Source organism: Acinetobacter sp. TR3 (assembly GCF_027105055.1).
Lineage (GTDB): Bacteria > Pseudomonadota > Gammaproteobacteria > Pseudomonadales > Moraxellaceae > Acinetobacter.
In genome coordinates this window covers 2,666,418-2,691,826 of record NZ_CP114264.1, presented here as the reverse complement: position 1 = coordinate 2,691,826, position 25,409 = coordinate 2,666,418, and the positions used below count along the sequence as shown (strand labels likewise).

Annotated in this window: 17 protein-coding genes, 2 tRNA genes, 3 rRNA genes and 2 pseudogenes; 13 read left to right on the top strand and 11 right to left on the bottom strand. The window is 40.4% G+C overall.

The window, feature by feature from the left end:
- Positions 1-10 precede the first annotated feature (10 nt).
- On the bottom strand, positions 11-2,776 hold the full coding sequence (gene polA, locus O1449_RS12810) for a DNA polymerase I (protein WP_269238505.1): 2,766 nt from the start codon (positions 2,774-2,776) through the stop codon (positions 11-13).
- Between the two features lie 189 nt (positions 2,777-2,965).
- Between polA and O1449_RS12805 the strand changes: the two genes are divergently transcribed.
- On the top strand, positions 2,966-5,842 hold the full coding sequence (locus O1449_RS12805; protein WP_269238504.1) for a DUF2339 domain-containing protein: 2,877 nt from the start codon (positions 2,966-2,968) through the stop codon (positions 5,840-5,842).
- On the opposite strand, the gene O1449_RS12800 is transcribed toward O1449_RS12805, so the two are convergent.
- Both O1449_RS12800 and O1449_RS12795 read right to left on the bottom strand, forming a co-directional pair.
- Entirely contained in the window at positions 5,843-6,760 is a 918-nt protein-coding gene (locus O1449_RS12800; RefSeq protein ID WP_269229629.1) for a mechanosensitive ion channel family protein, read from the bottom strand.
- Between the two features lie 9 nt (positions 6,761-6,769).
- Positions 6,770-7,591 (bottom strand): hypothetical protein, encoded by an 822-nt coding sequence (locus O1449_RS12795; RefSeq protein ID WP_269238503.1) that lies wholly within the window; start codon positions 7,589-7,591, stop codon positions 6,770-6,772.
- A 93-nt stretch (positions 7,592-7,684) separates the two neighbouring features.
- Here O1449_RS12795 and gspE point away from each other — a divergent pair, with 93 nt between their 5' ends.
- Positions 7,685-9,175, top strand: a complete 1,491-nt coding sequence (gspE, locus tag O1449_RS12790) for a type II secretion system ATPase GspE (RefSeq protein ID WP_046738491.1) — start codon at positions 7,685-7,687, stop codon at positions 9,173-9,175.
- A 63-nt stretch (positions 9,176-9,238) separates the two neighbouring features.
- Here the strand turns inward: gspE and O1449_RS12785 are convergent, their stop codons facing one another.
- From O1449_RS12785 to O1449_RS12755, 7 genes are all read right to left on the bottom strand, one after another.
- The gene (locus O1449_RS12785; RefSeq protein ID WP_046738486.1) at positions 9,239-9,673 is read right to left on the bottom strand and encodes an organic hydroperoxide resistance protein; all 435 of its coding nucleotides are present in this window, start codon (positions 9,671-9,673) and stop codon (positions 9,239-9,241) included.
- A gap of 88 nt (positions 9,674-9,761) precedes the next feature.
- Entirely contained in the window at positions 9,762-10,199 is a 438-nt protein-coding gene (locus tag O1449_RS12780; RefSeq protein ID WP_269238502.1) for a MarR family winged helix-turn-helix transcriptional regulator, read from the bottom strand.
- A gap of 80 nt (positions 10,200-10,279) precedes the next feature.
- A complete protein-coding gene (locus O1449_RS12775) occupies positions 10,280-10,633 on the bottom strand; it encodes a DUF4951 domain-containing protein (RefSeq protein ID WP_269238501.1) in 354 nt (117 codons plus the stop codon).
- Between the two features lie 202 nt (positions 10,634-10,835).
- Positions 10,836-11,660 carry a carbon-nitrogen hydrolase family protein gene (locus O1449_RS12770; RefSeq protein WP_269238500.1) on the bottom strand — a complete coding sequence of 275 codons (825 nt, stop codon included), beginning with the start codon at positions 11,658-11,660 and terminating at the stop codon, positions 10,836-10,838.
- Positions 11,661-11,688: 28 nt separating this feature from the next.
- Complete coding sequence (gene gigB / locus O1449_RS12765; protein WP_241336410.1) at positions 11,689-12,210, bottom strand: STAS domain-containing protein; 522 nt, start codon at positions 12,208-12,210, stop codon at positions 11,689-11,691.
- A 102-nt stretch (positions 12,211-12,312) separates the two neighbouring features.
- On the bottom strand, positions 12,313-13,281 hold the full coding sequence (gene gigA / locus O1449_RS12760) for an RsbU family protein phosphatase GigA (protein ID WP_269239715.1): 969 nt from the start codon (positions 13,279-13,281) through the stop codon (positions 12,313-12,315).
- A 131-nt stretch (positions 13,282-13,412) separates the two neighbouring features.
- Entirely contained in the window at positions 13,413-14,297 is an 885-nt protein-coding gene (locus tag O1449_RS12755; RefSeq protein WP_269238499.1) for an MlaA family lipoprotein, read from the bottom strand.
- 562 nt (positions 14,298-14,859) lie between these two features.
- Between O1449_RS12755 and O1449_RS12750 the strand changes: the two genes are divergently transcribed.
- The 11 genes and pseudogenes from O1449_RS12750 (at position 14,860) to O1449_RS12700 (ending at position 24,612) form a co-directional block, all read left to right on the top strand.
- Positions 14,860-16,397, top strand: a 16S ribosomal RNA gene (locus O1449_RS12750).
- A gap of 59 nt (positions 16,398-16,456) precedes the next feature.
- Positions 16,457-16,533: transfer RNA gene (locus O1449_RS12745), tRNA-Ile, on the top strand.
- 36 nt (positions 16,534-16,569) lie between these two features.
- Positions 16,570-16,645, top strand: a tRNA-Ala gene (locus O1449_RS12740).
- 367 nt (positions 16,646-17,012) lie between these two features.
- Positions 17,013-19,903: ribosomal RNA gene (locus tag O1449_RS12735) — 23S ribosomal RNA — on the top strand.
- Between the two features lie 174 nt (positions 19,904-20,077).
- Positions 20,078-20,192, top strand: a 5S ribosomal RNA gene (gene rrf, locus O1449_RS12730).
- The 16S, 23S and 5S rRNA genes sit together here with 2 tRNA genes alongside, the layout of an rRNA operon.
- Positions 20,193-20,475: 283 nt before the next feature.
- Positions 20,476-20,640 (top strand): hypothetical protein, encoded by a 165-nt coding sequence (locus O1449_RS12725; protein WP_269238498.1) that lies wholly within the window; start codon positions 20,476-20,478, stop codon positions 20,638-20,640.
- Between the two features lie 12 nt (positions 20,641-20,652).
- On the top strand, positions 20,653-20,901 hold the full coding sequence (locus O1449_RS12720) for a hypothetical protein (protein ID WP_269238497.1): 249 nt from the start codon (positions 20,653-20,655) through the stop codon (positions 20,899-20,901).
- A gap of 388 nt (positions 20,902-21,289) precedes the next feature.
- Positions 21,290-21,459 (top strand): annotated as a pseudogene (locus O1449_RS12715) (GFA family protein); the annotation flags it as partial.
- 22 nt (positions 21,460-21,481) lie between these two features.
- Positions 21,482-22,044 (top strand): annotated as a pseudogene (locus tag O1449_RS12710) (DUF4256 domain-containing protein).
- Between the two features lie 137 nt (positions 22,045-22,181).
- On the top strand, positions 22,182-23,345 hold the full coding sequence (locus tag O1449_RS12705) for an acyl-CoA dehydrogenase family protein (RefSeq protein ID WP_004664110.1): 1,164 nt from the start codon (positions 22,182-22,184) through the stop codon (positions 23,343-23,345).
- A gap of 94 nt (positions 23,346-23,439) precedes the next feature.
- Positions 23,440-24,612, top strand: coding sequence for an acyl-CoA dehydrogenase family protein (locus O1449_RS12700; RefSeq protein ID WP_269238496.1), 1,173 nt, complete (start codon positions 23,440-23,442; stop codon positions 24,610-24,612).
- Between the two features lie 55 nt (positions 24,613-24,667).
- Here O1449_RS12700 and O1449_RS12695 read toward each other — a convergent pair whose 3' ends face one another.
- Positions 24,668-25,405, bottom strand: coding sequence for a hypothetical protein (locus O1449_RS12695; protein ID WP_269238495.1), 738 nt, complete (start codon positions 25,403-25,405; stop codon positions 24,668-24,670).
- Positions 25,406-25,409 lie beyond the last annotated feature (4 nt).

Sequence of the window (25,409 nt, the reverse complement as noted above, 5' to 3'; positions counted from 1 at the left end):
TGCTCACGTATTAGTGAGCAGCATCCCAGTTAAGACCTTGTCCAACTTCAACCACAAATGGCACTGAAATTTCCAATACAGACTGCATCACTTTAGTAATCTGTTTTGAAAGTTCATCTGCAATTGCGACATCTGCTTCAAACACCAATTCATCGTGAACTTGTAATAACAGCTTAGCCTGATCTTTTGGTAGGACTTTATCAACTGCAATCATGGCAAGTTTAATGATATCAGCAGCACTTCCTTGCAATGGTGCATTGATTGCTGCACGTTCAGCTGCCTGTTTGATCATTTTATTGGTTGCCATAATGTCGGGCGTATATAAACGACGACCTAAAATGGTTTCAACAAAGCCTTGTTCACGTGCGATCTGGCGAGTACGTTCCATATAGTCAAGTACACCCGGATAGCGTTGGAAATAACGTGCAATATAGCTACGAGATTCTTCGCGTGTAAAACCCAGTTGACGTGTAAGACCAAACTCAGACATTCCGTAGAGTAAACCAAAGTTAACGGCTTTGGCTTGTCGACGTTGATCATGGGTGACATCTTCAATTGCAATTCCCAATACTTCTGATGCGGTACGACGGTGTACGTCTTGACCTTGTTGGAAGGCGTGGACTAAGGCATCATCCTGAGAGAAATGTGCCATTAAGCGTAGCTCAATTTGTGAATAATCGGCTGCGAGTAATACACGACCTTCAGGCGCAATAAATGCTTTACGAATCTGACGACCAATTGGTGTACGAATTGGAATATTTTGCAAATTTGGATCAGTGGAAGATAAACGCCCAGTTGCCGTGAGTGCTTGGTGATAACTAGTATGTACACGATGCGTTGCATCATGTGATTGCTCGATCAAGCGATCAGTATAAGTATTTTTGAGTTTTGCTAATCCGCGATGTTCTAAAATAACTTCAGCTAAGGGATGTTCAATTTTCTCTAAAATACTTTCACTGGTACTGTATTGACCCGTGGCAGTTTTCTTACCACCTTTAAGTCCAAGCTTATCAAATAGGACTTCACCCACTTGTTTAGGTGATGCGATATTAAATGCTTCACCTGCTAATTCCGTTGCTTGGTTTTCTAAAGTTTGAATCGTTTCAGAGAACTCAACACTGAGTTGATCCAAAAATTGATGATCCAGTTTAATTCCATCTTCTTCCATACCTGTGAGGACACGAGCAACAGGCATTTCGATGTTATGCAAAATATTGACCAGTTCAGGATGGCTTTGCAGTTTTGCTTTTAAGACCTCATAAAGACGATAAGTGACATATGCATCTTCAGCAGCATAATGTGCCGCTATTTCTAATTCAATTTGATTAAAGGTTTTTTGCTTTACACCTTTACCTGCGATTTGTTCAAAAGTAGTGGTCAAATGGCTGAGATAAACACGTGCTACATCATCCATCCCATGACGAGTTGCCGCTGCATTGAGTACATACGAGGCAAGCATGGTATCGAAATACCAGCCTTGAATCGTGATACCGTGATTAGCAAAAATATGCGCATCATATTTTAAATGATGACCAATTTTTTTGATTTGCTCATTTTCTAAAATTGGTTTGATCTGAGCTAATAATGTTTCACGGTTGAGTTGAGCAGGTGCACCTTCATAGTCATGTGCAACAGGTATATAGTAAGCATCATGAGCATCGAATGCGATTGAGAAGCCGACTAACTCAGCAACACGATAATCTAGATTAGTCGTTTCAGTATCAATTGCAAAATGATCAGCATGCTGCATACGTTGAAATAAAGCATCCCAAGCATCTTGGGTTAATACAGTGTGATAGGTTGCAGTTCCGAGTTGATCATCTTGACTGGAAAGGCTGGCATGATCTTCGGCAATCACTTGCTCAATTTTCTGTTCGGCTTTGACAATACTTTGAGAGGTTTGTTGGTAAGCTGAATTATTTGGATTGTTGGGATGGTCTAAAGATTGTAATTGGTTACGGAATTCTAGTTCTGTATAGAGGTCACGTAATTGATCTACATTTGGATTGCTTAGTTTTAAATCATGCCAATCTAAAGCTAAATCTAGATCACAGACAATACTGGCCAGTTGATGGTCAATCTTAATATTCTCTAAATTGTCTTTAATATTTTGGCTGATTTTGCCTTTTAGTTGATCAACATTGGCAATAATATTATTTAATGAACCATATTCAGTCAGTAGTTTTGCGGCAGTTTTTGCGCCTACACCTGGCACTCCCATAATACCGTCAGAAGCATCTCCCATTAGGGTGAGATAATCAATAATTTGATGAGGATGTACGCCAAATTTTTCTAATACCCCCGCCTCATCTAACACACGTTCTTTAAAACTATCTTCAAGTTTAACGTGTTCATTAACCAATTGTGCCATGTCTTTGTCACCTGTTGAGATTAAGACATGGTGACCTTCAGCCAATGCACGTTTAGTGAGTGTGCCAATAATATCATCGGCTTCTGCACCCGGAAGACTATACAGAGGAATTCCTTGAGCTTTGATCAATGCATGTAAATAGGGAATTTGTTGAGATAATTCCTCAGGCATGCTTGGGCGATCACCTTTATAAATAGGTGATAATTTGTGGCGGAAAGTTGGTTCTGGTGTATCAAAAATCACAGCCATATGAGTAGGCTGAGTACGACGCATTAACTTTTGGATTGCTGAAATTGCGCCACGGATTGCGTTGGTGTGTAAACCTGTAGAGGTTGTTAATGGCGGTAAAGCGTGAAAAGCACGAAATAAAAAATAAGACCCGTCAACCAAGACAAAAGGTGGCATTATGCAAATCCTTATTATGAACTAAATGCCATTTTACGTGAAAAAGTAGTGGCTGTCCTTGTTGTCTTCTAGAGCAGTGGCAAACTGTGTCGCGTTAAATAATTGCAGTATTTTGTATGTAAAAATGGCTGCTTATCAAGTGATCAAGTAAGATAACTTAAATGAAGGTGTCATAATTGATCTAAGTCTATGTATAAAAAAAATAAACAGGGAATTATTATCGTTTTAGTTGCTTTGACGGTGCTGCTTGCTTGCGCAATTGCATTTCAATGGCATGGAGCGATTGTTGCTGCAACAATTGGATTAACTGTTGTTATTGTGCACGTTATTTCAGAAATTCATCAGCGCTTACGCCAGCTAGAGCAGGTCGCGCCAAGTTTTTTTGCACAATCAGCGAATATAAATGGGCAAAAAATTATCATTTATGCTGCGGCACTCGTGGCACTTTTTGCTTACGCCAATACGTGGATGTGGTTAGCTGGCGGTGCATTATTGGTATTAATGCTATGTTTAATCCAAACGATCAGCGCATTTCAAACTCGACTGATTCATTTGGAACAATATGCAAATGTAGAGCCTGACATAAAGGCTTTAGCTCAGCAAAGGATCAACGCCCAAAATATTGAGCAGTATCTTGATGAAGCCAAGAAGACAGAAACTCAGACACCAGTTTTTGAACAACATCCTGCGTGGATGAAAGCTGATTATCAGGCGATACCAAATCAAAATAGTCAGTCACCTGTTGATTTTGAGCATCAAGCAACAACTCAAACAGTATCATGGTGGCAACCTGCACTTGATTGGATGATGCATGGCAATCCAATTTTACGCGTTGCAGTTGCAATATTAATGGTTGGCGTGGTGTTACTGTTACGCTTTGCTAGCGAGCATTGGCAATTAAGCTTGGGTGTGAAACTGAGTTTTATTGCTGTTGCTGGTGTTATTACGACCATTGCAGGTTATTTACTACAAAAGAAAAACCAATTATTTGCTGTAGCTTTACAAGGCGTGGGTTTGGCAGTCGTTTTTTTGACCTTGATTTTCTCGCATCACTTCGCCGTGATTGCTAGCTTAAGTACAGCGAGTATTTTATTTGTAATTCTATTATTAGCGACGGTCTATCTCAGTTTAAAACAGCAAGCCTTGTATTTAGCGATGTTAGCTTTGAGCATGGCATATCTTGCACCACTGGTGATTCCACAAAATCATCCTGATGTGATTTTCTTATTTGGCTATTACTTTTTAATTAATTTAGCTGTTGCTGCGGTTAATTTTATTCAGCCGTGGAAAATTTTGCATCAAATCGCATTTTTTGCCACCATGTTTATCGGTGGCGCAACGATTGGGATCTATGCAAAAACATATCAGTTTGACACCTTGGATATGATTTTATGGCTGCATATTGCTTTATTCATTTGGTTAAGCATTCGCTATAGCCAACTAATGTTACGGACACAAACTCAAGATACAAGCATTGATCAGACAGTTCCTCAAAGTCATCAACGTTTACAGCCTATCTTAGATGTTGGGCTTATTTTTAGTGTTCCCGTACTTGGTTTTTCCTTGCATGCATATTTAATGCATAACTCGACTCAAGCATTAACTTGGGGAGCTGTTGCATTAGCCATTGTGTACATCGCATTAAATCTATGGATTAAACGTCAACATCCGCAATTATCTATCTTGGCAAAAAGTTTCTTTATTCTTGCAGTGGTTTTTACGGCATTAATTTTCCCATTGGCTAAAGGGGCACATTGGACTTCAACGGGTTGGGTGATTCAAGGTACAGCATTAATTGTCTGGGGAGTAACTGAACGTTATCGTTTAAGTCGTTATGTGGGTGTTGTATTGGTGCTGTTAAGTTCAGTGGCACTCATTTTTCAAGTTTGGTCAAATGACCACTTTCCGATACTCAGTACAGTCATCTATGCAATCGCTCAGTTTATTTCAGCTTACTATTTATTAAATTATCAACAAGTTGAAAAATATTTTAGTGCTCGAATGCTCAGTGGAATTTTTTTAGCATTGGGGATGTATGCAGGAGCGATTGCAGGCGTTGAATTGATACAGTGGCAACAATATGGACTGAGCCCATATTTAGCAATAGCAGTTTTATTATTGGCTTCTTTCAGTCTAGTCGTTCACTTCACATCAAGATTACAGTGGGACAATGTACAGCTGATCTTATTGGGGAGTTTATTATTTCTGCTTTATGGTGAAAGTTTTGCAGAGAATGTGTATTCCGTGTTGCATTGGTCGAGTAAGTTAAATCAAGTCAGCTTTGCGGTTGCTTCGGTTGTATTGGCTCTAATGTTAATCACTTTGAAGAGTACTATTTCAAAGGAAAAACTTATTATATGGTCAAGCTTATTGTGGTTAAGTTTGGCGAGTATTGGTTTGGCGGTTTTCCCAATTATGCCATTGATTGGATTAGCCCTCATTCCAGTGTTGTATGGAATATTTTTAATAACCACTAAAAATACCCAACTTCTACAACAAATACCCGTGCTTAGTTTAAGTCTAGTTTGGTTAATTCTGATTAGTTTAGATATACATTCTGCTGAACAATATTATTTCTTACCTTTATTAAATCTTACTGATATTTTCTCCTTATTGATCTTCATCGGACTGATTTGGACAATCTACCATTATAAGTTGAGTGATGAGCATTCAATAGAATGGGGCTTTAAAGTCACCACTATTTTAGTTGGCTTATTGGTTTTGAGTAGTATTGTTGTACGTGCGATGCATCATTATCTTGGGACGCCACTATGGGGTATCGAGATTTGGTCGGATGGCGATGTGCAGTTGAGTTTGACTTTGTTGTGGGTGATTTTGGCTTTTGTTCTGATGACATTTTCAAGTCGCCGTCATATTCGACAAATCTGGTTTGTTGGAGCTGCATTATTGGCAATTGTCGTCGCTAAATTATTGCTGCTTGATCTATCGCAAAGTGGTACATTGACTCGTGTCATTTCATTTATTGGTTCAGGTGCAATCATGCTTGTGATTGCTTATCTTGCACCGTTACCACCAGCACTTGAGGAATCTGAGAAAGAGAGTTGATTATTTCTCTTTCTCCGCTTTTTTCAGTTCTTTTTGATTTGCATATTGATCAACTTCGTCATCCTCTAATGGTAAAGGGCGATCAATTAAGCCCATTTTAGGTACAGGAATTTCAATTTGATTTTCTAAGAAACCATTACGGACACGTTCTTGCATTTCATCGCGAACTTTCAATGCATTTTCCTGTCTACACCATACCGCAAAAAGGAGTTCAATCGATGACTCCCTAAATGCTGTTACGGTAACGGTTGCTTTCGGATCATCCATGACCAAAGGATATTTAGCAGCAACATCTAAAAGTACTTGTCGTACTTTGATAATGTCTTCATGGAAATTGATCGCCAATGTAATTGGAATACGCCGTATTGGGTATTTTGATAAATTCATGACGGGTGTTCGAATCAATTGTTCGTTTGGTAGACGAATATACACATTATCTAGTGTTAGCAATTTAACTGAGAGGAGGTCAATTGAAATGACTTGTCCTTCAATCGTTTGTCCGCGAATTAAGGTAATTTGAATCGTATCACCAACTTCAAATGAACCTTCTCCGATCAAAAATAAACCACTGATCAAATTGGTTGCCGATGTTTGTGATGCAAAACCCAAAGCAACGGTCAGAATTCCTGCTGCACCCAAGAACACGCTGAGTTTAAATCCAGCCTCTCTTAAGCTGGTCATAATAAATAACAGGAAAATAAAATAAAAAATCCCTCTACGCCATAGCAAGCGTTGATGGGCATTAAAACGATTTCCAATTGTACGAATGAAGGCATTCGATACCAGTCTTGCGATTACAAAACCAATAAACGCTAAAATAATCGCAACAACGATTTCACTTAAACGTTCGAAGTTAATATTGGTGAAAATACTGGTGAGGCTACTAGCAACATCCTTTGGAATATTTGAGTCGGGCATAGCAACCTCTTAAAAGAATGAATCAAACATATTGAATAAGGTACTGCCAGGCGCACGAGGAGGATGTACATAAATCACTTCACCTGCTTGAGTTGGGGTTTTATTCTCAATCCGAATACGTGCTGGATGATCCGTACCTTCATAATAGACTTTGATTTGTGAAGTCCATAAACGACCTGTACTTTCACTATAAAATAAAGGCAACGCAGGGACGGGGACATTCATACGGTCAAAACGCAATTGGTGATGACTGGTATTGTGGAACTCAATTGGAGTGACTGCGCGAAAAGCACGCGGTTTGAGTAGATTCAAATCAATACGACCATCTACAGAAGTTGCGTAGCAGATCTCACCATTTTGTGGGTCTTTACCAAACCAAGTGTCTTTCGGTTGAATCACGGGAATATCAAATAAGGGCTCAGAAAGACCGTCAACCAAACCCGCAATCCACAAGGGTGTACTGATATATAAGGTTCCACGCTGGCCGGCAGGAATATAAATCGGGTCAACAGGTCGAATCACCACTGAGCGATCCGCCAAGCGAGGCATCAAATGAAAGATGCCATTGGTTTTGTGAAACATATAACGTTCAATTTTTGCAGGAGGTGGCATGGCAAATTCAATATCATTCAATATTCGCCACTGCTGCTCGTAGTCATACTGAAATTGAGGGCGATGATATTCCAAACGCCACTCTTTGATGCCGCGAGTGAGACGAAAGAGCAATGAACCGAATTGCCACGCTTTGGCCTGTTGAATTTCGAATTGTTGTTCGCCCCACCATTTCAAAGTGTCAGAATGGGGAGCTTGATATTGATTATTTTGAGACAAGATGCAAAATTCCTGTGTGAGTATGCTAAACAGACTTCACGCTGTAATCTGCTTAGAGTACACTCAATACTTTCTCTTATCATTATTTGTGTGATGCAAATACTTAAACAAATACAAATTCCTTATAGTTTTGCTAAACGACATGGCGTTTTATTACGTTATGAAGGTGACCAAATTTTTATTGTGCGACGGAAGGACACCGCGCGTATTGCTTTGCAGGAAGCACGTCGAATTTTGGGGAAATCGGCTCACGATCAATTATGTACTGATCAAGAGTTCCATGCTCTATTGAGTTCGAGTTATGCAGGGGATACAGGTGAGTCACAACAAGTGGCTGCGGGTCTAGAAGATCATCCAGATTTATTAAGTTTGGCAGACCAAGTGCCTGAAGCTGAAGACTTGATGGATCAAGAAGATGATGCACCAATTGTTCGCCTAATTAATGCCTTATTGTCTGAAGCGATTCGTGTCAGCGCATCTGATATTCATATTGAAGCCTTTGAGAAAAAACTTTCGGTACGTTTACGTGTCGATGGTCAACTGCGTGAAATTGTACAGCCACGCCGTGAACTTGCGCCATTATTGGTATCACGTATTAAAGTCATGGCGAAACTGGATATTGCTGAAAAGCGAGTTCCACAAGATGGACGTATTTCATTACGTTTAGCGGGACGTGAAGTGGATGTACGTGTATCGACTTTACCTTCTTCGCATGGTGAACGAGTGGTCATGCGTTTACTAGACAAGCAAGCTGGGCGTTTAAACATGACTCATCTTGGTTTAATGAAAAATGACTATGAGCGTTTAACGCAATTGGTACATCGCCCACATGGCATTATCTTGGTGACAGGCCCAACAGGTTCGGGTAAAACCACAACCTTGTATGCTGCATTGTCTGATCTTAATGACAATACACGTAATATTTTGACTGCCGAAGATCCGATTGAATATCAATTGGAGGGGATTGGTCAAACGCAGGTCAATACTAAAGTCGATATGACCTTTGCACGTGCATTAAAAGCGATGCTACGCCAAGATCCAGATGTGGTGATGGTGGGTGAGATTCGTGATCTTGAAACTGCTGAAATTGCGGTACAAGCCTCTTTAACGGGTCACTTAGTGCTATCAACACTGCATACCAATACGGCAATTGGTGCGGTAACACGTTTAAAAGACATGGGGATCGAACCATTCTTGTTGGCAAGTTCTTTGATAGGTGTTATTGCGCAACGTCTTGTTCGGACCTTGTGTCCACATTGCGTGACTTGGCGAAAAGCTGATGATTTTGAGCGACAAGTGTTTCAGCATCTCAAAGTTGATGAATATATGCAGTTGCCTGAACCGCATGGTTGTGAAAAATGTTCACATGTTGGCTTTAGCGGACGAACTGCAATTTATGAAATTGTGCCAGTAGATGAGTCGATGCGCCGTTTGATTCATGGTAATGCAGCTGAGTTTGAATTAGAAAATCATGCGCGTCGTCATGCTGCTTCGATTCGTGATGATGGTTTATTGAAAGTGTTAGCTGGAAAAACCACATTAGAAGAAGTATTGCGTGTGACGAATGAAGCTGCGGAAGTGTAAAGATGATATAAGTAAAAAACAGCATGGATCACCATGCTGTTTTTTTTATAAAATCTGAAATATTTATTCAGTGGTTACGATATTAAAATTCACATCAATATTGCCACGAGTTGCGTTTGAATATGGACAAACAATGTGTGCAGCGGCAACCAGTTGTTCAGCTTCTGCTTGTTCCATACCAATTAGATAAACATTTAAAGTGACTTCGATACCAAAGCCATTTGGAATTGGACCAATTCCCACTTCACCTTCAACATAAGCATCTTTCGTAATTTTGAATTTATCTCGATTTGCAACAAATTTCATTGCACCTAAGAAACATGCTGAATAACCCGCCGCAAAAAGCTGTTCAGGATTGGTAACTTCACCACCAGCACCGCCCATTTCTTTTGGCACACCTAATTTTACATCTAAGACACCGTCTGATGAAGTTGCACGACCATCACGACCACCTGTAGCTTTTGCTTTTGCGCGATAAACGACTTGTTCTAGAGACATGATTTTTATTCCCGAATAAATATTGTGTACAATTAAATCGTACACGATATATTTGGGAATGCAAGTTATCGATTTGTAAACTTAGGTTCTATTGCGTGAGATGGTGACGTAATGTCGCAAGCTGATCTTTAAGCTCTTTAAGTGATGTGGTTGAACAGGCCGCTGCTTCTGAAATTTTGGATGGAATATCGACTGCTTCTAATTTTAAAGTATGACCTTGTGGTGTAAGAGAAATAATAACCTGTCTTTCATCTTCGACTGAGCGTTTGCGTGAAATTAGTTGTGAGGCTTCAAGTTTTTTTAATAATGGAGTGAGTGTGGAAGATTCTAAAAATAATCTTTCACCGATCTTAGAAACACTGAGTTGATCCCTTTCCCAAAGCACTAACATTACCAGATATTGAGGGTAAGTTAATCCGAGAGGAGAGAGCAATTGACGGTAGACTTGATTTAAGGCAAGGTTGGTTGAATAAATCAGAAAACAAAGCTGATTATCTAATCGTAATTGCTGATGTTCATCACCCATGCGCTTCTCAAACAGTATATTCATCTGATCAGTATATCGTGATCTGCTTATGATTAGTTACGCAGATTTTACATCAATAATTACCAAAGCTCAGCGATTTTTTTCATCAAACGCGCTCTATAACGTGCCGTTGGATTATTGGGATTATTGAGCGCTTCTTGTTCATAATATTGTTGCCATGCAACAATCATGTCTAAGGTTGCACCTTTTTGTTTGATAATGATGACATCCTCTCGCTGAATATTATCTAATCGTTGTCTCGCACCTTCAGCCCCAGTACCCCAACCAATCACCCATTGCCCAAAAGAATTTAGCGATAAATTTTGTGGCGTGGACAAGGTACTTTGTGAACTGGTATTGGTTTCAACTACGGCTGCATGAAGTTGTGCAATTGCCCCTATAAAAAATAAAAAAATGAAAATTACTTTAAACATAAATCAAACTTAATACGAATTAATTGAGGATATTACATCACGTATAGAATATGACCATTTGATCTTGTTCTACCATGATAAATAAAGCCTATTAAATCATGATCCTACAAAACATACATTTATGAAAATTGACTATAACAGTCAAAGTGATGCCATATGAGGATAAATTGAACAAAAGTGTGCTCAGATAAAACGATTATTTTTAATAATTGATAAGTTTACGATGCTGCATCAATGGCATTGCTAGTCGAATATTATTTTGTTCTGCTAGGTCAAATGAAGATGTAATTAAACCATGTCCTTCGGCTGTAATTATTTCTAATAGTTGCCCTCGGCTATTTGTAATTCCTGCATGCCCCCAAGTTTGGCGTTGTTCACCATGCCAGCCTTGCTGAGCTGCACCAAGCACATAACATTGGCTATCCAGCGCACGTGCTTGTAAGAGCAGTTGCCAGTGAAGTTGCCCTGTTGTGTAAGTAAATGCAGCAGGTGCAGTTAAAATATTTGCCCCTTGCTGACGTAACATTAGAGCAAGTTCAGGGAAGCGCAAGTCATAACACACCATCAGACCAATATTGCCAAACGGTGTTTTGGCAACCACCACTTGATCGCCTGCTTCAAAGAACTTTGATTCTTGGTAACCGCCAACAGCGTCACCGACTTGTACATCAAACAAATGGATTTTGTCATAACGTGCTTCAGTTCTTTCAGGGCTAATGCATAAACTGACGGTTCGAACTCGACCATCATCAATGATTGAACCATCAGGACGAAACGGGCAAGGGAGAGTACCCGCGATAATCCAAATTTGATAACGATGAGCGAGTTGTTCTAAACGCTGTTGAATGCTCTCGAATTGCGCAGCAGTTTCACGCTGTTTTCCTGCTGCAAAACAAACAAAATTTTCTGGGAAAACAATTAACTCCGCCGCTTGAGCCTTACTTTGCTGAATCAATGATTCAATGACAAGGAAATTTGCTTCAATGTCATTTTGAGAATTCATTTGTACAACAGAAAGTAAGGTCATATCGGCATCAAGATTGGGTTTTCAACAATTATGCATTTTGTTTTTGTGAATCAAGAGATAAGCACTCTTGTTCTTTTTGCAATTGCTTCACAAGAGGCTCAAACATATTTTGGTTGTTTTCATTTAAACGCATCAATGTTTTGTGTGCATCAAGTACAGTATTGAGCATTGCACTATGTGTTACATGCTCTTCAGTCAGTTCTAAAGTGCATACACTTGGATCACCGCAGTAATTTAAAATTACAAATACCTGACCTAGCCCCATACTATTGGCTAAGGTGGTGATATCTGGATTTGTCGAAAGCATAACAGCTTGAATATGATGAACTTGTTTAAGCTTAAGACCTAGTTTTGCAAGTACACCCAAGACCGTGCTGTCAATAAATGTAGTTTCAGTTAAATCAACAATTGCACCGACAACATTCTGTTGCTGTTCAATTTTGTTGAGTAACTTGTCTAAACTTATACAAGAGTGAGCGCGCACTTCGCCAATAAGCTTGAAAATATGCGTTCCGTTCAAACTTGCATATTCAACATGACCTGTTGACATATAAATGCCATTTTCAGAGAAAGGATATAAAATTATCCCATAGTGATATTCTAGACACAAGTGGTTGGATGCTGTGATCTAATTAAAATATTGATTTTAGGGTTAATTCATTCGGCGTATGCTTAAAATAGCAATGTCATCAGCAACATGATCTGGTGCTTTGAAAGCGTCATGCTGAAGATGTTCGACCAATTGATTAAATTGATCATTCAAACCGCCATCAAATGGTTCAAGTGCACCATCAGAACATAATATAAAACGAGCATTACGACTCAATGTACAACAATGTTCTTCAACTTCTAGCTCTTCAGTAAGACCTAATGGAAAGCTACTTGTTGTAAGGATTTGTGGAGGTTGGTTGGGCTCAAAAATAATTGGAGGAGGGTAGTGACCAGCGCTAGACCAACATACTTCATGAGTTGCTAAGTTTAATATTCCCGCCACCATAGTAATATGCTTTTCAATATTTTCTTGTACTAACATTGCATTTAGTTTTTGAATCAATTGACTAGGTGTTTTTGATCGGCCATGAAATGCCGCCATCCAAGATGTCAGTAAACTACTTGTTACCCCATGACCTGAAACATCTGCTAAATAAAACAAGACTTCATCATCATTTAATCTCCAGTAATCATACCAATCTCCTGACAGATAAGCTGAAGGCTGAAAAAATGATTCAAATTGATAGTTTGGTAATTCGATCGGGTTTGGTAATAATCTTTTTTGTAGTTCTGCGGCAGAAGGTAAATCTCTACTATCTTGATTACGCTTATACTGTGCATCAATCTTAAATAATGAATGAACAGGATTTTTGGGTAATTCACTCCAAATCCATCCTGCCAACGCACCCATTTCCCATGCTTGAGCTAATGCAGTTCCTTCATGTTCAAAAGCAAGAACAATTGTAGGCAATTTCCATTGGTATTTTAAAAAATCTTGTACATCGGCAATAGCAATTATCGTTTGATCATACAAATCTAAATCATCAATATGAATGATTTGTAAACTCGGTAACTCATTTAGTGCTTGGTCTAAATAAGATATTGAGCGTGTGGGTTGAATAAAATACATAGATAAGTAGCCGACCTTTTGTATTTGTATGATCATTTTTTAATTCATCATAGATGAAATATGATGAAAAACATAGTATTGCTAAAACTTTAAATTAATACATAAGTCTATCATTTAAAGTTCCTCAGAGATTATTTGTCATCACCTGATTGATCGTTATTGTCATTTTCGTCACTTACAAATGAAACATCTGCCGAATCTCCATGCTTTTCAGCAATTTGGAAGGCTTTACGTTGTAAGTAAAAATCACGGATCATTGAATATTTATCACCTTTTAAGCTTTCTTCAATATCCAAAATTTGTGAGCGAGCATCAATTGCTTGTAATAAATTAGTAGACCAATAAATACCTTCTTGATCATCTAATAAATATTTTTGTGGGCGACCAAAACGATCTGTTGCTAAACCAAAACCGTCACGGAATGTGCTTGGACCAAAAAATGGCAGCATCACATAAGGACCTGATGGTACACCGTAGTAACCTAAAGTGACGCCAAAACTTTCCTCTTCAGTGGTTAGGCCTAAACGACGAGCAGGATCAGAAAAACCTAGTGTTGTAAGTGTATTAATCGTGAAGCGACCTAATGTCTTGGCAGCGCGAGTTGGTCGTCCTTGGATTAATTGGTTGACTGCATTCCAAGGTTCACCTAGATTTTTTCTAAATTGGCGATAAGGGGTACGGACTTCTTCTGGAACTTTTGCTACATATTGTATTGCAATAGGTTTTAATAAATTACGATCCAAAGCATCATTTAAAGCAAAGATCTGTCTATTTAATGGTTGTAAAGGATCTTTTACAGCATCAGGTTGAGCAGCGTTTGCATTGACCTTTAAATCATTTCTAGTGATATGTTTTAAATCTTTTATGGCTTGAATAGTCGATGTCGATTGTTGATTGTTGGTATTTGCCACTGAGCTTTTTTGAATAGATGGCTCGTTTTGAACTTCTTGTGCTAATACAGGTGAGCATGCCCCAGCGGTTAACAGCCCAAGCAAGATATAATTTGAGTAATGCATATAAGTCCTTCATCGCCATTAGAGCGAAATACAGTCATTAGAATGATTGCGCTGCATGACGCAAAACATAGATATGAGGTATACAGTTTAGTTGTTCTCTTATTATTAAAACAAATTCGGTCGAAAAATATAAGAAAAATTGTGATTTTGGTTTAAAAACGTTCACTTAAATAAAAAGATTAGGAAAGGGGGTTGTATTGGGTAGGGAATACTGTAGAATGCACATCCATCGGCGGTGATGCAGATAAAAACTTGTTGAGAAACAAGGATTTGGCTAGAAAGGTTAGATTCTTGGGTTGATTGGTAGGTTTAAAAAATATCGAAATTACCTGTTGACTTTAGTTTAGATTAGAGTAACATAGCCGACCTAGCTTGATGATGACGAATCATCGAGAAGATCATTAAGAGAATAGAAGAACAACTTGTGTGGATTTTTACTGGTTGATCGATCGAAAATATTTCATTGATTGAATGGTAGAAATTTCTCGAAGTTTATTTGAGCGAATTTTTAGTCAGAAAATTGATGAGCCAAGATTTGTAGCCATAAGCTACTAATGATTTTAAACTGAAGAGTTTGATCATGGCTCAGATTGAACGCTGGCGGCAGGCTTAACACATGCAAGTCGAGCGGAGATGAGGTGCTTGCACCTTATCTTAGCGGCGGACGGGTGAGTAATGCTTAGGAATCTGCCATTTAGTGGGGGACAACATTCCGAAAGGAATGCTAATACCGCATACGTCCTACGGGAGAAAGCAGGGGATCTTCGGACCTTGCGCTAAATGATGAGCCTAAGTCGGATTAGCTAGTTGGTGGGGTAAAGGCCTACCAAGGCGACGATCTGTAGCGGGTCTGAGAGGATGATCCGCCACACTGGGACTGAGACACGGCCCAGACTCCTACGGGAGGCAGCAGTGGGGAATATTGGACAATGGGCGGAAGCCTGATCCAGCCATGCCGCGTGTGTGAAGAAGGCCTTTTGGTTGTAAAGCACTTTAAGCGAGGAGGAGGCTACTAGTATTAATACTACTGGATAGTGGACGTTACTCGCAGAATAAGCACCGGCTAACTCTGTGCCAGCAGCCGCGGTAATACAGAGGGTGCGAGCGTTAATCGGATTTACTGGGCGTAAAGCGTGCGTAGGCGGCTGATTAAGTCGGATGTGAAATCCCTGAGCTTAACTTAGGAATTGCATTCGATACTGGTCAGCTAGAGTATGGGAGAGGATGGTAGAATTCCAGGTGTAGCGGTGAAATGCGTAGAGATCTGGAGGAATACCGATGGCGAAGGCAGCCATCTGGCCTAATACTGACGCTGAGGTACGAAAGCATGGGGAGCAAACAGGATTAGATACCCTGGTAGTCCATGCCGTAAACGATGTCTACTAGCCGTTGGGGCCTTTGAGGCTTTAGTGGCGCAGCTAACGCGATAAGTAGACCGCCTGGGGAGTACGGTCGCAAGACTAAAACTCAAATGAATTGACGGGGGCCCGCACAAGCGGTGGAGCATGTGGTTTAATTCGATGCAACGCGAAGAACCTTACCTGGCCTTGACATACTAGAAACTTTCCAGAGATGGATTGGTGCCTTAGGGAATCTAGATACAGGTGCTGCATGGCTGTCGTCAGCTCGTGTCGTGAGATGTTGGGTTAAGTCCCGCAACGAGCGCAACCCTTTTCCTTATTTGCCAGCGAGTAATGTCGGGAACTTTAAGGATACTGCCAGTGACAAACTGGAGGAAGGCGGGGACGACGTCAAGTCATCATGGCCCTTACGGCCAGGGCTACACACGTGCTACAATGGTCGGTACAAAGGGTTGCTACCTAGCGATAGGATGCTAATCTCAAAAAGCCGATCGTAGTCCGGATTGGAGTCTGCAACTCGACTCCATGAAGTCGGAATCGCTAGTAATCGCGGATCAGAATGCCGCGGTGAATACGTTCCCGGGCCTTGTACACACCGCCCGTCACACCATGGGAGTTTGTTGCACCAGAAGTAGGTAGTCTAACCGCAAGGAGGACGCTTACCACGGTGTGGCCGATGACTGGGGTGAAGTCGTAACAAGGTAGCCGTAGGGGAACCTGCGGCTGGATCACCTCCTTAACGAAAGATTGACGATCGGTAAGAATCCACAACAAGTTGTTCTTCGAAGATGTATCTGAGGGTCTGTAGCTCAGTTGGTTAGAGCACACGCTTGATAAGCGTGGGGTCACAAGTTCAAGTCTTGTCAGACCCACCAAATCTGAAAGATATATCGTTCATTAAGTGATAAGCTGGGGACTTAGCTTAGTTGGTAGAGCGCCTGCTTTGCACGCAGGAGGTCAGGAGTTCGACTCTCCTAGTCTCCACCATGTACTTTACAGAGTACAAGCTAAGAAGATTATAGAGTTTAGTGAATACAGTCTAATTTGACTGGTTTATTAATCTCTGTGATTTATCACAGTTTACTGCAAGCTGACGAGGCTGTAGTTAATCATTAACAGATTAGAATTTGAGTCTGAAATAAATTGTTCAAACTCGATTAAATAGGAAGATAACAAGTAATTGTTAAATTAATATTTAATCTGAGAACTAGCAAAAACACTGAATCAAGCGTTTTGGTATATGAATTTAGATTGAAGCTGTATGGTGATTAAGTTCACAGACAACGAATAGTAGCAATTAAGTTTGCAACGCTAACACTGACTTGTATGTGTTAACGACTGTTTGGGGTTGTATAGTCAAGTAATTAAGTGCATGTGGTGGATGCCTTGGCAGTCAGAGGCGATGAAAGACGTAATAGCCTGCGATAAGCTCCGGGGAGGCGGCAAATATCCTTTGATCCGGAGATTTCTGAATGGGGGAACCCACCCGCTATAAGGCGGGTATCATAAGCTGAATACATAGGCTTATGAAGCGAACGAGGGGAAGTGAAACATCTCAGTACCCTTAGGAAAAGAAATCAATTGAGATTCCCTTAGTAGCGGCGAGCGAACGGGGAGCAGCCCATTAAGTTGTGTGTGTTCTAGTGGAACGCTCTGGGAAGTGCGAACGTAGAGGGTGATATTCCCGTACACGAAAGGGCACACACAATGATGACGAGTAGGGCGAGGCACGTGAAACCTTGTCTGAATATGGGGGGACCATCCTCCAAGGCTAAATACTCCTGACTGACCGATAGTGAACCAGTACCGTGAGGGAAAGGCGAAAAGAACCCCTGTGAGGGGAGTGAAATAGATCCTGAAACCGCATGCATACAAGCAGTGGGAGCCGACTTGTTCGGTGACTGCGTACCTTTTGTATAATGGGTCAGCGACTTATATTCAGTAGCGAGGTTAACCGTATAGGGGAGCCGTAGAGAAATCGAGTCTTAATAGGGCGTTTAGTTGCTGGGTATAGACCCGAAACCAGGCGATCTATCCATGAGCAGGTTGAAGGTTGGGTAACACTAACTGGAGGACCGAACCCACTGTCGTTGAAAAGCCAGGGGATGACTTGTGGATAGGGGTGAAAGGCTAATCAAGCCTGGTGATAGCTGGTTCTCCCCGAAAGCTATTTAGGTAGCGCCTCGGACGAATACCATTGGGGGTAGAGCACTGTTTCGGCTAGGGGGTCATCCCGACTTACCAAACCGATGCAAACTCCGAATACCAATGAGTACTATCCGGGAGACAGACTGCGGGTGCTAACGTCCGTAGTCAAGAGGAAAACAATCCAGACCGCCAGCTAAGGCCCCAAAATCATAGTTAAGTGGGAAACGATGTGGGAAGGCATAGACAGCTAGGAGGTTGGCTTAGAAGCAGCCACCCTTTAAAGAAAGCGTAATAGCTCACTAGTCGAGTCGGCCTGCGCGGAAGATGTAACGGGGCTAAAACTATGTGCCGAAGCTGCGGATTTGACAATAGTCAAGTGGTAGGGGAGCGTTCTGTAAGCCGATGAAGGTGTATTGAGAAGTATGCTGGAGGTATCAGAAGTGCGAATGCTGACGTGAGTAACGACAAAACGGGTGAAAAACCCGTTCGCTGAAAGACCAAGGGTTCCAGTCCAACGTTAATCGGGGCTGGGTGAGTCGACCCCTAAGGCGAGGCCGAGAGGCGTAGTCGATGGGAAATTGGTTAATATTCCAATACTTCTGTGTAATGCGATGAGAGGACGGAGAAGGTTAAGTCAGCCTGGCGTTGGTTGTCCAGGTGGAAGGTTGTAGGCATGTATCTTAGGCAAATCCGGGGTACTCTATGCTGAGAACTGATAGCAAGCTGTACTTGTACAGTGAAGTGGCTGATACCATGCTTCCAGGAAAAGTCTCTAAGCTTCAGTTACACAGGAATCGTACCCGAAACCGACACAGGTGGTCAGGTCGAGTAGACCAAAGCGCTTGAGAGAACTCTGCTGAAGGAACTAGGCAAAATGGTACCGTAACTTCGGGAGAAGGTACGCTGCTGACGGTGATGGGACTTGCTCCCTGAGCTATTGGCAGCCACAGAAACCAGGCCGCTGCAACTGTTTATTAAAAACATAGCACTCTGCAAACACGAAAGTGGACGTATAGGGTGTGATGCCTGCCCGGTGCTGGAAGGTTAATTGATGGGGTTAGCGTAAGCGAAGCTCTTGATCGAAGCCCCAGTAAACGGCGGCCGTAACTATAACGGTCCTAAGGTAGCGAAATTCCTTGTCGGGTAAGTTCCGACCTGCACGAATGGCATAATGATGGCGGCGCTGTCTCCAGCAGAGGCTCAGTGAAATCGAAATCGCTGTGAAGATGCAGTGTACCCGCGGCTAGACGGAAAGACCCCGTGAACCTTTACTGCAGCTTGACATTGAACTTTGACCTTACTTGTGTAGGATAGGTGGGAGGCTTTGAAGTTGGAACGCTAGTTCCAATGGAGCCGTCCTTGAAATACCACCCTGGTAATGTTGAGGTTCTAACTCTGCCCCGTAATCCGGGGCGAGGACCATGTCTGGTGGGTAGTTTGACTGGGGCGGTCTCCTCCTAAAGAGTAACGGAGGAGTACGAAGGTGCGCTCAGCGTGGTCGGAAATCACGCGTAGAGTATAAAGGCAAAAGCGCGCTTAACTGCGAGACCCACAAGTCGAGCAGGTACGAAAGTAGGTCTTAGTGATCCGGTGGTTCTGTATGGAAGGGCCATCGCTCAACGGATAAAAGGTACTCTGGGGATAACAGGCTGATACCGCCCAAGAGTTCATATCGACGGCGGTGTTTGGCACCTCGATGTCGGCTCATCTCATCCTGGGGCTGAAGCAGGTCCCAAGGGTATGGCTGTTCGCCATTTAAAGAGGTACGCGAGCTGGGTTTAGAACGTCGTGAGACAGTTCGGTCCCTATCTACCGTGGGCGCTGGAAATTTGAGAGGATCTGCTCCTAGTACGAGAGGACCAGAGTGGACGAACCTCTGGTGTACCGGTTGTGACGCCAGTCGCATCGCCGGGTAGCTATGTTCGGAAGGGATAACCGCTGAAAGCATCTAAGCGGGAAGCCTACCTCAAGATAAGATTTCCCTAGGAATTTATTCCTCTAAAGAGCCGTTCGAGACTAGGACGTTGATAGGTTGGGTGTGGAAGCACGGTGACGTGTGAAGCTGACCAATACTAATTGCTCGTGAGGCTTGACTATACAACACCCAAACAGTTGTTGTATTCAAGATAAATTCAATACATAACTTGATTTAGTGTGAAAACTAGTTAAAATGCTGAACACAAAGTTAGACTCAATATCTAATCCGTTAATAACTCATTTGGAAAAAGCCTTGGCATAGATAAGACCAAAGCAAGTATCCATAAACAGTTTGCTGGCGACAATAGCAAGAGTGAACCACCTGATCCCTTCCCGAACTCAGAAGTGAAACCTCTTAGCGCTGATGGTAGTGTGGCGTTTGCCATGTGAGAGTAAGTCATCGCCAGCTTTTAAATTATAAACACCCCTAACCTAACGGTTAGGGGTGTTTTTTTATTGGTATATTTAGATAAGGCAAATATACACGACAATATAAGTCGCTTAAAGAATTTCAAGAATTCCTTATTGAAAAAGAATCCTCTAATATAGCTATAAATTTAAAAGGGGAAAAAAATGTCACTTTCTTATCATTTACTAATGCCTATTAGCAAACAAGCATTTAGGGATATAGGCAAAACAAAAAACTGATTGAACGTTTAGTCGAATTAAATCTTATTTCTTTGGATTTACCTGTGGAGGTTTGGAATTATCCCTTTATGGAGGATGAACAAGAGTATGATGAAATTGAGCTTCATTACGATTCATTAGGTGAATTTTATGATGATTTAGACAATCTACGATTAGATGAGATTAATTTTCATCTTGGTTTTAGTCGCTATGATAGTGATTATCATTAATATCAGGAAAAGTTGCCTCTTATAAATGCTATAACCAATGAACTGATGGAATATTTAATACAATTCTGTGATCAGCATGAGATTGAGCCAATTCCTGATATTTTTGGTCAATTACAGGTGGGTTTTATTTCATTTGAAGGGGAAGATGATCATGGTGAAATTTGTGGAATAGGCTTGCTTTGTGATGGAAACATAACTTATTTTGTAGAAGAGGCCGGATTTTTAGATACATTAAAAAATTCAAATTTACGTTTTTATTAAGTTCTTGAAGAAATTGCGATAATTTATGGTGAAAAATTAACATTGCAGTTCAGAGGATAATTTTACTTAAAATTTGAATTTCCTATGAATACTCTCATCTATTATTAATAGTGTTCATAGAATTAAGTTAAAAATTATTATTTTCAAAAAGTATATTGAAGATTCTTTTTAAAGATATATAAATTAAAGTTTATAAAAAGAAAATTATTTGAAGTTTTAGGCGTGATTGAATAAAAGCCCAAAAATGGAATATTGTGGAAATCTCTTTTTTAGATACTTACCGGAGGAGTATTTTGTAAATACTCAATTAGAAAAAGCTAACTTCTTTAATTATTGTGGCTTGGGATGAGTTAGCTTGAAATCTTTCTTCAGTAGAATACTTTAATGATATAAATTTAATAAGCATGTAATCAATCATCATTTTTGTAAGATCTACAGTATCCATCCTTATGCAACTGGTATTGATCCAAAGCCAATTAGATGTATGCCATTAATATCAGATGTATCAAAGATTTAGAAAGTATTAAAATTAATCATTTTGATGGTCGTTCGGTTTAACGCTTAAATTTAGAGAATAAAAATGACCAAGAAAAAGCAATTAAATGCTGAACAGATGATGGTGTTGTTCGAGATCCTAAAAAACGTTTTGAAGAAAATATGTATCGGCATCAAGCTTTAAATTGGGTGGATATTGAAGATCAGTTGAAACAGAAACCTCAAAAGCTATGGGGGTTGAATCAAATGGAAGAGACAGGCAGAGAGCTAGATATCGTTTCATTTGACTCAAAATTATCAGAAATTGTCTTTTATGATTGTGCTATAGAAACGCCAAAAGGGCGTAGAAGTCTTTGTTATGATCGCGTTGTTTTAGATGCACGTAAAGAACATAAGCCCGAAAATAATGCGCTTGAAGTTGCAGAGGCAATAGGTATTGAATTGCTCACAGAAGAACAATATAAACAATTACAGTCTGTTGAATATTTTGATTTAAAGACTTCGAGTTGGGTGAAAACGCCAGATGATATTCGGGAAAAAGGTGGTGCTATTTTTTGTGATTGTTGTTATGGACAAGTTTTTACTTACCGCAATGGTGCACAATCTTATTATACGACTCATGGTTTTCGTGGCCGACTAAAAATATAATTTTGTATTTTATATCAAGCTTTTAAAATTTTTTAATTTTAAATTATGCCAAGCGCTTGCTTGGTTTTTATGGTTTTGATACCTTAGTGCTCACTAAATACTCGAAAACAATGATCAATAATTACTAGGAAGTAAGCATGCTACTCAATCCTTTATATTACACTGAGCAACATTTAGCCTTTGCTGAGAGTGTTAGGCGCTTTACTGAAAAGGAAATTAGTCCGTTTATCAATGAATGGGATGAAGCGGAAACCTTTCCGCGTGAGCTTTATAAAAAGGCTGCTGATATTGGCTTACTCGGTGTTGGCTTCGATGAAAATTATGGTGGTATTGCGGGCACGGATGCATTTTATACTTTACTTGCCTCTGTTGAATTAGCGAAGTGTGCGTCAGGTGGATTGGCGGCATCATTGCTTTCACATACGATTGGGACGCCACCAATTCAGCATTTTGCTCAAGAAGAGGTTAAGGCTGAAGTCTTACCACAAATTTTGTCTGGAGAGAAAATCTCTGCATTGGCAATTACTGAACCTAGCGGTGGTTCTGATGTTGCGGCTTTAAAAACCAAAGCGGTTCGAGATGGTGACGATTATATTGTCAGTGGTGAAAAGACCTTTATTACATCGGGTATTCGTGCGGATTATTATTCTGTTGCGGTGAGAACTGATCCTAATGCTAAGGGAGCTAATGGTATTTCAATGCTGTTGATTGATGCGCATAGTGAAGGCATTACAAAATCAAAGCTAGATAAAATGGGTTGGTGGGCATCGGATACAGCGCATTTGCACTTTGATGATGTACGAGTGCCAGCCAAAAATTTACTGGGTGCCGAAAATATGGGCTTCTTTGTCATTATGAACAACTTTAACATGGAGCGATTTTTTCTTGCAGCCAGTAGCTATGGTTATGCGTTGGTTTGCTATGAGGAGGCTTTGGATTGGGCAAAGCAGAGACAAACATTTGGTAAGCGTTTGATTGATCATCAAGTTGTTCGTCATAAGCTAGTAGATATGGCGACACGTTTAACTTCAACTCGTGCGTTATTGGAAGATACAGCCTATCGTTTAGGAAAACCAGAATTGCAGGGTAATGAACTGATTGCACAAATTTGCATGCTTAAAAATGTAGCAACACAAACCATGCAATTCTGTGCTGATGCTGCTGTTCAGACTTTAGGGGGAATGGGTTTTATGCGTGGCACAAAATCTGAACGTATCTATCGTGAAGTGAAAGTGAACATGATTGGTGGTGGTGCAGAGGAAATTATGAAAGACCTTGCCAGCCGCCAACTGGGCTATTAATCCAAATTTTAAAGGCTTTAGATCATGATGAGATTGGTCTAAAGCTGTATTTATAAAAGAACAATTAGTTAAATAATAATTTAGGAAAAATAGCATGGATGGTTTATCACTTAACCCGATTTATTACACATCTGAACATCGGGCTTTTGCAGACAGTGTCAAACGTTTTGTAGAGAAAGAAATTTCACCTTATGTGAATGAATGGGATGAAGCAGGATCATTTCCACGAGAACTTTATCAAAAGGCTGCAAATATCGGTTTAATGGGCTTAGGTTATGATGCTGAACATGGTGGTATTCCTGATGCAGACGCATTTTATGTCATGTTGGCAGCAATTGAGATGGCAAAAGCTGGATCTGGTGGCGTACATATTTCGCTTATGATTCATAGTATTGGAACACCACCCATTCATCATTTTGCTCGACCTGAGATTCGTGATGAAGTTATGCCGCGGATTATTGCAGGTGAAAAAATCTCAGCCTTGGCAATTACAGAGCCTAGTGGCGGTTCTGATGTAGCTGCAATTAAAACCAAAGCAGTTCGAGAAGGAGATCATTATATTTTGAATGGTGAAAAGACCTTTATTACCTCAGGGATTCGTGCTGATTATTATACGGTTGCTGTAAAGACGGATCAGAATGCCCAAGGTGCCAAAGGGATTTCTATGTTATTGGTCGATGCGCATAGCAAGGGAATAACCAAATCACCATTAAAGAAAATGGGTTGGTGGGCATCAGACACTGCACATTTGCATTTTGACAATGTCAAAGTCCCAGTTAGCCATTTGTTGGGCGAGGAAAATGCTGGTTTTAAAGTCATTATGAATAACTTTAATATGGAGCGTTTTTGGCTAGCTGCGATGGCATATGGTTATGCCTTGGTCTGTTATGAGGAAGCCTTGGATTGGGCAAAGCAGCGACAGACTTTTGGGAAGCGCTTGGTAGATCATCAGGTGGTTCGCCACAAATTTGTAGATATGGCAACACAATTGAACACAACACGAGCATTATTAGAAGATACAGCTTATCGAATGGGGCAAAAAGAGCTGCAAGGGGCAGACCTCATTGCACAAATTTCGATGTCAAAAAATGTAGCGACACGTACCATGCAATTTTGTGCGGATGCTGCTGTGCAAACTTTGGGTGGAATGGGTTTTATGCGTGGAACCAAGTCCGAACGAATTTATCGTGAAGTGAAAGTGAATATGATTGGCGGTGGTGCTGAAGAAATCATGAAGGATTTGATTAGTAAGCAGTTAGGCTATTAATACCTTCATGGCGAATAAAAAGTGCGGTTAATTTCCGCACTTTTTATTTTCAAATTTATTCGAGTTCAGCTAATTCTTCTAAAGAGATTTGGCGGATTTCAAATATAGGTTGTTTCAAAAATGAGTTCAAAGTTTTTATATCGATAAATTTTATGTTGTCGAGTGCAATACCCTCGATGCTGTCTTTTTCAGCATCGTAACGAATATCTGGAGTTTGTTCGATAAATTGTTTGAATAACAGCGGGCTATCGCTTAACTCTGCAAGTGGTTTGTCCATCAAAGCTTCAAACTCATAGTCCATCGCATAAATATTGGCTTCCCACGACACATCACTAAAATTTTCATCTTGGCTAGAAATAATGCTGCCAGTTTCGTAACCACTAAAATAGTCTTCTTCAGAGTTGATCCAGAGTACATAGCAGGGCTGTGATGCATCAACTTCCAATAATTGGTACCAGACAATACCTGAGATTTTAGCAAATTCAAAAGCATCATCTTCATTTAATTTAGGAATTTCACCATCATCTATATTAAAAGTTTTTCCTGTTTTTTCTAAAATTAAAGCTTCAAGTTTTTCGTAGATTTCATCATCTGCTTCACCGTTGCCAATATCATAGTTACATAATTCATCATAGTATAAGCCTTCAACGACTAATGATTTGTATGCCTTTTCAGCGTCAGCCTTATCTGTATAAATCTGTTTGATCGCCCCAGTTGAAACGCAATTGGTCAGATGCCATTCATCATTGTAAGCAAAGTCGTTTTGACGAATCACGTATTGGATATTGCTCATATTT